Annotated in this window: 4 protein-coding genes; all 4 read left to right on the top strand. The window is 69.7% G+C overall.

Features of this window, described 5'->3' with window-relative positions; genetic code table 11:
- Nucleotides 1-235, top strand: a 235-nt coding sequence (locus tag JWP28_RS05350; RefSeq protein ID WP_299540828.1) for a hypothetical protein, incomplete at its 5' end; no start/stop codon positions are given.
- A 28-nt stretch (nucleotides 236-263) separates the two neighbouring features.
- Nucleotides 264-3,395: an efflux RND transporter permease subunit gene (locus JWP28_RS05345; RefSeq protein WP_299540826.1), complete on the top strand. Its 3,132-nt coding sequence runs from the start codon at nucleotides 264-266 to the stop codon at nucleotides 3,393-3,395.
- Nucleotides 3,392-6,658, top strand: coding sequence for an efflux RND transporter permease subunit (locus tag JWP28_RS05340; protein WP_299540823.1), 3,267 nt, complete (start codon nucleotides 3,392-3,394; stop codon nucleotides 6,656-6,658). The genes JWP28_RS05345 and JWP28_RS05340 overlap by 4 nt, the downstream gene beginning before the upstream one ends.
- The coding region (locus tag JWP28_RS05335) for a TolC family protein (RefSeq protein WP_299540820.1) at nucleotides 6,655-7,210 on the top strand (556 nt) is incomplete at its 3' end. The genes JWP28_RS05340 and JWP28_RS05335, both read left to right, overlap by 4 nt.

Raw genomic sequence — 7,210 nt, 5'->3', positions numbered from 1 at the left:
CGGCGGCGGCGGTGGCGGCGGTGGCGGCGGTGGCGGTGGCGGCTCGCCGGAATTCGCCGCGGCCCGCCAGGCGATGATGCAGGCCTGCGGCTCCGACATGCAGAAGCTCTGCCCGGGCCAGCAAGGCCGCGAGGCGATGATGTGCCTGCGCCAGAACACAGAAAAGGCCAGCGGAGCCTGCAAGGACGCCCTGGCCAAGATGCCGCGCCGGCCGCAACCGCCGGCCGGCGGTTGAGGTCTAGAGTCCCCGCCGGACCCCGCGCATGAACCCGTCACGCCCCTTCATCATGCGACCCGTCGCGACCGCCCTGCTCATGCTGGCGATCGTGCTGGGCGGGCTGGTGGGGTTCAAGCTCCTGCCGCTCTCCGCCCTGCCGGAGGTCGACTACCCCACGATCCAGGTGCGGACCCTCTATCCGGGCGCCAGCCCCGAGGTGATGGCCCAGACGGTGACCGCGCCGCTGGAACGTCAGTTCGGGCAGATGTCGGGCCTGGAGCGGATGAGCTCGGTGAGCTCCGCGGGCGCGTCGATCGTCACCCTGCAGTTCACGCTCACCGAAAGCCTCGACGTCGCCGAGCAGGAGGTGCAGGCCGCGATCAACGCCGGCGGCACGCTGTTGCCCGCCGACCTGCCGGCGCCGCCGGTCTACGCCAAGGTGAACCCGGCCGACGCGCCGGTGATCACGCTGGCGGTCACCTCCGACACCCTGCCGCTGACCGAGGTGCAGAACCTGGTCGACACCCTGCTCGCCCAGAAGATCAGCCAGGTCTCGGGCGTGGGGCTGGTGACGCTGTCCGGCGGCCAGCGGCCGGCGGTGCGCATCCAGGTGGGCACGCAAGCGCTGGCCTCCCTCGGCCTGTCGCTGACCTCGGTGCGCACCGCGATCAGCGCGGCCAACGCCAACACCGCCAAGGGCAGCTTCGAGGGCCCGACGCGCAGCTACACGATCAACGCCAACGACCAGCTGCTCACCGCCGACGACTACAAGAACCTGATCATCGCCTCGCGCAACGGCGGCTCGGTGCGGCTGTCGGACGTGGCGACGGTGTTCGAGGGCGCCGAGAACGTGCGGCTGGGCGCCTGGGCGGGCAAGACGCCGGCGATCATCGTCAACGTCCAGCGCCAGCCCGGCGCCAACGTCATCAAGACGGTCGATGCAATCAAGGCCCAGCTGCCGGACCTCACGGCCTCGCTGCCGCAGGGGCTGAAGGTGACGGTGCTCGCCGACCGCACCACCGGCATCCGCGCCTCGGTCCACGACGTGGAGATCGAGCTGCTGATCGCCGTCGTCCTGGTGGTGCTGGTGATCTTCTTTTTCCTGCACAGCCTCAGGGCCACGGTGATCGCCGGACTGGCGGTGCCGATCTCGCTCATCGGCACCTGCGGGATCACCTACCTGCTGGGCTTCAGCCTCAACAACCTGAGCCTGATGGCGCTGACCATCGCCACCGGCTTCGTGGTCGACGACGCCATCGTCATGCTGGAGAACATCTCCCGACACATCGAAGAGGGCGAGCCGCCGTTCGAGGCGGCGCTGAAGGGCGCGCGGCAGATCGGCTTCACGATCATATCGCTGACCATCTCGCTGATCGCGGTGCTGATCCCGCTGTTGTTCATGGGCGACGTGGTCGGGCGCCTGTTCCGCGAATTCGCCATTACGCTCGCCATCACCATCCTGATCTCGGCGGTGGTGTCGCTGACGCTGACGCCGATGATGGCCGCCCGCTGGATGCGCTCGCACGAGGGCGTCACGCCGGGCAGCTTCGGCGAGCGGGTGCAACGGCAGTTCGACCGCGTCGTCGAGCGCTACGACCGGGCGCTGACCTGGGTGCTGGACCGCCAGAAGGCGACCCTGATCGTGGCCGTCGCCACCTTCGCCTTCACCGTCCTGCTCTACATCGTCATCCCCAAGGGGCTGTTCCCGGTGCAGGACACCGGCCAGCTGCAGGCCCGCGTGCAGGCGCCCGAGACGGTGTCCTATCCGCGGATGGTGCAGCTGCAGCAGCAGGTCGCCGACGCCCTCCTGGCCGACCCGGCGGTGGACAACCTGAGCTCCTTCGTGGGCGTCGACGGGGCCAACAACTCGACGATCAACGACGGCCAGATGCTGATCAACCTGAAGCCGCACCACGGCTCGCAGCCCAAGCTGATCCAGCGGTTGCGCGACCGCGCCGCGCGGGTGCCCGGTGTCGAGCTCTACCTGCAGCCGACCCAAGACCTGACCGTCGACGCCGAGTCGGGGCCGACCCAGTACCGCGTCTCGGTGGAGGGCGCGAACACCCAGCAGGTCAAGGACTGGGCGGTGAAGCTGACCGAGGCGCTGGCCAAGGAAAAGAAGCTCCAGAACGTCACCACCGACGCCGCCGACGAGGGGCTGTCGGCCTTTGTCGACGTCGACCGCGACACGGCCGCGAGGCTCTCGATCACGCCTGCGGCGGTGGACGACGCACTCTATTCGGCGTTCGGCCAGCGGATCATCTCGACCATCTTCACCGACACCAACCAGTACCGGGTGATCCTGGAATCGCGGCCGACAGAGGCCACGCCCGCGGGGCTGGCCGAGGTGCAGCTGCCATCGACCGGCGGCTCGACGCCGCTGGCGCAGGTGGCGACCATCAAGGAACGGACCGCGCCGCTGGCGGTGCGCCACGTGGCGCAGTTCCCGGCGGCGACCGTGGGCTTCGACACCGGCCCCGGCGTCTCGCTGGGCGCGGCGGTCAGCGACATCCGCAAGGTCGTCGACAAGCTCGGCAAGCCCAACGGGATCACCGTGACCTTCCTGGGCGCGGCCGGCGCCTACGAGCGGAGCCTGAACAACGAGCTGTGGCTGATCCTGGCGGCGGTGGTCTGCGTCTACATCGTCCTGGGCGTGCTCTACGAGAGCTACATCCACCCGCTGACCATCCTCTCCACCCTGCCCTCGGCGGGCGTCGGCGCGCTGCTGGCCCTGATGCTGACCGGCAACGACCTGGGGGTGATCGGGATCATCGGCATCATCCTGCTGATCGGCATCGTGAAGAAGAACGCGATCATGATGATCGACTTCGCCCTCGACGCCGAACGCGAGCAGGGCAAGACCCCGCGCGAGGCGATCCACCAGGCCGCCCTGCTGCGCTTCCGCCCCATCCTGATGACCACCATGGCGGCGCTGTTCGCGGCGATCCCGCTGATGCTGAGCGTCGGACAGGGCGCGGAGCTGCGCCGGCCGCTGGGCGTCGCCATCATCGGCGGGCTGATCGTCAGCCAGTTGCTGACCATCTTCACGACGCCGGTGGTCTACCTGGCGTTCGACCGGCTGGCGCGCAGGACCGATGCGGCGCGGGGTAAGCCCGCCCCGCAGGCCGAGCCTGGCGGCGCGCCGGGTCCGGAGCCGGGGCCAGAGGCCGCGACGTGAACCTCTCCGCCCCCTTCATCCGCCGGCCGATCGCCACGGTGCTCCTGACCATCGGCCTGGCCCTGGCCGGGATCGCGGGCTTCATGGTGCTGCCGGTGGCGCCCTTGCCGATGGTCGATTTCCCGGCGATCTCGGTGCAGGCGAACCTGCCCGGCGCGAGCCCGCAGACCATGGCCTCCAGCGTGGCGACGCCGCTTGAGCGCAGGTTGGGCACCATAGCCGGCGTCAACGAGATCACCTCGTCCAGCTCTACCGGCTCGGCGCGGATCAGCCTGCAGTTCGACCTCTCGAAGAACATCAACGCCGCGGCCCGCGAGGTGCAGGCGGGGATCAACGCCGCCCGCATCGACCTGCCGGCCTCGCTGCGCAGCAACCCGACCTACCGCAAGATGAACCCGGCGGCCCAGCCGGTGATCATCCTGGCGCTGACCTCCGACACCAGGACGCCCGGCCAGATCTACGACAGCGTCAACAACATCGTGCAGCAGCGCCTCTCGCAAGTGACCGGGGTCGGCGATGTGGAGATCGGCGGCGGCTCGCAGCCGGCGGTGCGGGTGGAGATCTCGCCCTTCGCGCTGAACCGCTTCGGGGTAAGCCTGGAGGACGTCCGCGCGGCGATCCAGTCGGCCAACGCCAATCGGCCCAAGGGCATGGTGCAGGACGGAGGCGGCCGGCGGCTGCAGATCTACACCAACACCGGCGGCGCCAAGGCTGCCTACTACCAGGGGCTGATCGTCGCCTACCGCAACAATGCGCCGGTCCGGCTGTCCGACGTGGCGAGCGTCATCGACAGCGTGCAGGACACCCGCACGATCGGCCTGTTCAACGGCAAGCCCGCCATCGTCGTGCTGGTCACCCAGCAGCCCGACGCCAACGTCATCCAGACGGTCAACGAGGTGCGCGCCACCCTGCCGCTGCTGTCCGCGCAACTGCCCAGCGACGTGAAGCTGCAGGTGGCGTCCGACGCCACCACCAGCATCCGGTCGTCGTTGCGCGAGATCGAGATCACGCTGCTGATCGCCACGGTCCTGGTTGTGCTGGTGGTCAGCGCCTTCCTGAGGAACGTGCGGGCGACGGTGATCCCGGCGGTGGCGACCGTGGTCTCGCTGCTCGGCACCTTCGGGGCGATGTACCTGCTGGGCTTCAGCCTCAACAACCTCAGCCTGATGGCCCTGACGGTGGCCGCGGGCTTCGTGGTCGACGACGCCATCGTGGTGCTGGAGAACACCAGCCGCCATCTCGAGGCCGGCATGGATCGCTTCCAGGCGGCTCTGTTGGGCGCCCGCGAAGTCGGCTTCACCGTGCTGTCGATCAGCATCTCCCTGGTCGCGGTGTTCATCCCCCTGCTGTTCATGGGCGGCCAGGTCGGGCGGCTGTTCCGGGAGTTCGCGGTGACGCTGTCGGCGGCGGTGCTGATCTCGCTGCTGATCTCGCTGACCACCACGCCGATGATGTGCGCCTACCTGCTGCGGCCGAAGGCGGACGAGCGCGAGCCCGGGCGGGTGGCGCGGTTCTTCGAGGCCGGCTTCGACCGCGTCCTGCGCATGTACGGGCGCAGCCTCGACTGGGCGCTCGCCGCCAAGCCGCTGGTGATGCTGATCCTGATCGCCGTCATCGGCCTGAACGTCTACCTCTACATGGCCATCCCCAAGGGCTTCTTCCCGCAACAGGACTCCGGGCGGCTGAACGGCGGCCTGCGCGCCGACCAGAGCATCTCCTCCGAAGAGATGGGCCGGAAGATGAGGACCCTGGTGAACATCATCCGGCGCGACCCGGCGGTGGCCACCGTGGTCGGCTTCACCGGCGGCGGGCGGGCTGGCGGCGGTTTCCTGTCGGTCGATCTGAAGCCGCGATCGCAGCGCAAGGACGGCGGGCAGCAGGTGATCGCCCGCCTGCGGCCCCAGCTCGCCCGGGTGACCGGCGTGAGCCTGTTCCTCAATCCGCAGCAGGACGTGCGGATGGGCGGCCGGCAGGCCAACGCCACCTACCAGTACACGCTGAAGAGCGACAACGCCGCCGACCTGAAGGTGTGGGCGCAAAAGCTCGCCGACGCCCTGGACGGCCATCCCACCCTGACCGACGTCAACACCGACCAGCAGGACAATGGGGTGGAAGCCTTCGTCGAGGTCGATCGGGACACCGCATCGCGCCTGGGGGTGTCCGCCCGTGACGTCGACAACGCCCTCTACGACAATTTCGGCCAGCGGCAGGCCGCGACGATCTATGAGGACCTGAACCAGTACAGCGTGGTCATGGAGGCGGCGCCGGCCTTCACGCGCAGCCCCGACGCCCTGAGCCAGGTCTACGTGCCGGCCAGCAGCGCGGCGTCCGCCGCCCCAGCTCCGAGGGCGCCGGCCACGACCCGCGCGACGACCTCCGCGGCAGCCACGAGCGCCAGCACCAGCACGACGCCGGCGCCGGTCGCCAATCCAGCGCTGCGCGATCCCTCCACGGGCAGCGCCCTCAACACCTCCGTGCAGCGAATGGTGCCGCTCACCGCCATCGCCAAGTTCAGCCAGCGCGCCACGCCGGCCGCGGTGAACCACCAGGACGGCGAACTGGCGACAACGGTCTCCTTCAACCTGGCGCCGGGCGCCTCGCTCAGCGACGCCCAGGCGACAATCGCCCAGGCGGAGGCCGACATCGGCATGCCGAACAACGTCCGCGGCAGCTTCCAGGGCACTGCCCGCAGCTTCCAGGACCAGCTGAAACAAGAGCCGGCGCTGATCGCCGCGGCCCTGGTGGCGATCTACATCGTCTTGGGCGTGCTCTACGAGAGCATGGTGCACCCGATCACGGTGCTCTCCACCCTGCCCTCCGCCGGCGTCGGCGCGGTGCTGGCGCTGCTGATCTTCAAGATGGAGTTCTCGATCATCGCCCTGATCGGGGTCTTCCTGCTCATCGGGATCGTCAAGAAGAACGCCATCCTGATCATCGACTTCGCCCTGGAGGCGCAGCGTTCGCGCGACATCAGCGCCGCAGAGGCGGTCCGCGAGGCCTGCATGTTGCGGTTCAGGCCCATCCTGATGACCACCCTGGCGGCGGGCCTGGGCGCCCTGCCCCTGGCCATCGGGTTCGGCGAAGGCTCCGAGCTCCGCCGGCCGCTTGGGGTGGCCATCATCGGCGGCCTGATCGCCAGCCAGCTGCTCACCCTGCTCACGACCCCTGTCGTCTACGTCTATCTCGACCGCCTGCGCCGGCATCGCGACGAGCGCTACCTCAGCCGCCACGCCGGCGGCGGGGAAGAGGTCCAGCCTGCATGAAGGACGCCGTGATGCGCCTCGCCCGAACCCCGCTGACAGTCCTGACCTGCGCCGCCGTAGCCGGCTGCGCAGTGGGGCCGAACTACGCGCGGCCGTCCGCGCCGATGTCGGCGACCTTCAAGGAGACCGCCGGCTGGTCGACCGCCGCACCGGCGGACACCCTCGATCGCGGCGACTGGTGGACCCTGTTCGGCGATCCGGTGCTGAACGGGCTGGAGGCCCGGGTGCAGGTCTCCAACCAGAACATCATCGCCGCCGAAGCCGCCTATCGTCAGGCCAGGGGCCTGGTCAGCGAACAGCGCGCCGCCCTCTTCCCAACAGTCAACCTGGGCGGCAGCGCCACCCGGTCCGGCAGCGGCAAGGGCGGCAGCGCCATCATCGTCAATCCCGACGGAACGACGAGCGGCGGATCGAGCGGCGGCACGGCGCGCAACACCTACCGCGTCACCCTCGGCGCCAGCTGGGCGCCCGATATCTGGGGCCGCATCCGCCGGACCATCGAGGCCAGCCGGGCCAACGCCCAGGCCAGCGCCGCCGATCTCGCGGCCGCCC

This window comes from Phenylobacterium sp. (assembly GCF_028290885.1).
In the GTDB taxonomy this organism is placed as follows: Bacteria; Pseudomonadota; Alphaproteobacteria; order Caulobacterales; family Caulobacteraceae; genus Phenylobacterium.
The sequence above is the reverse complement of the archived record's forward strand: the minus strand, read 5'-3'. Positions and strand labels throughout refer to the sequence as shown.

Excerpts from the sequence above, each read along its gene's own strand:
- JWP28_RS05345 (WP_299540826.1), top strand. The coding sequence starts at position 264 with ATGAACCCGTCACGCCCCTTCATCATGCGACCCGTCGCGACCGCCCTG.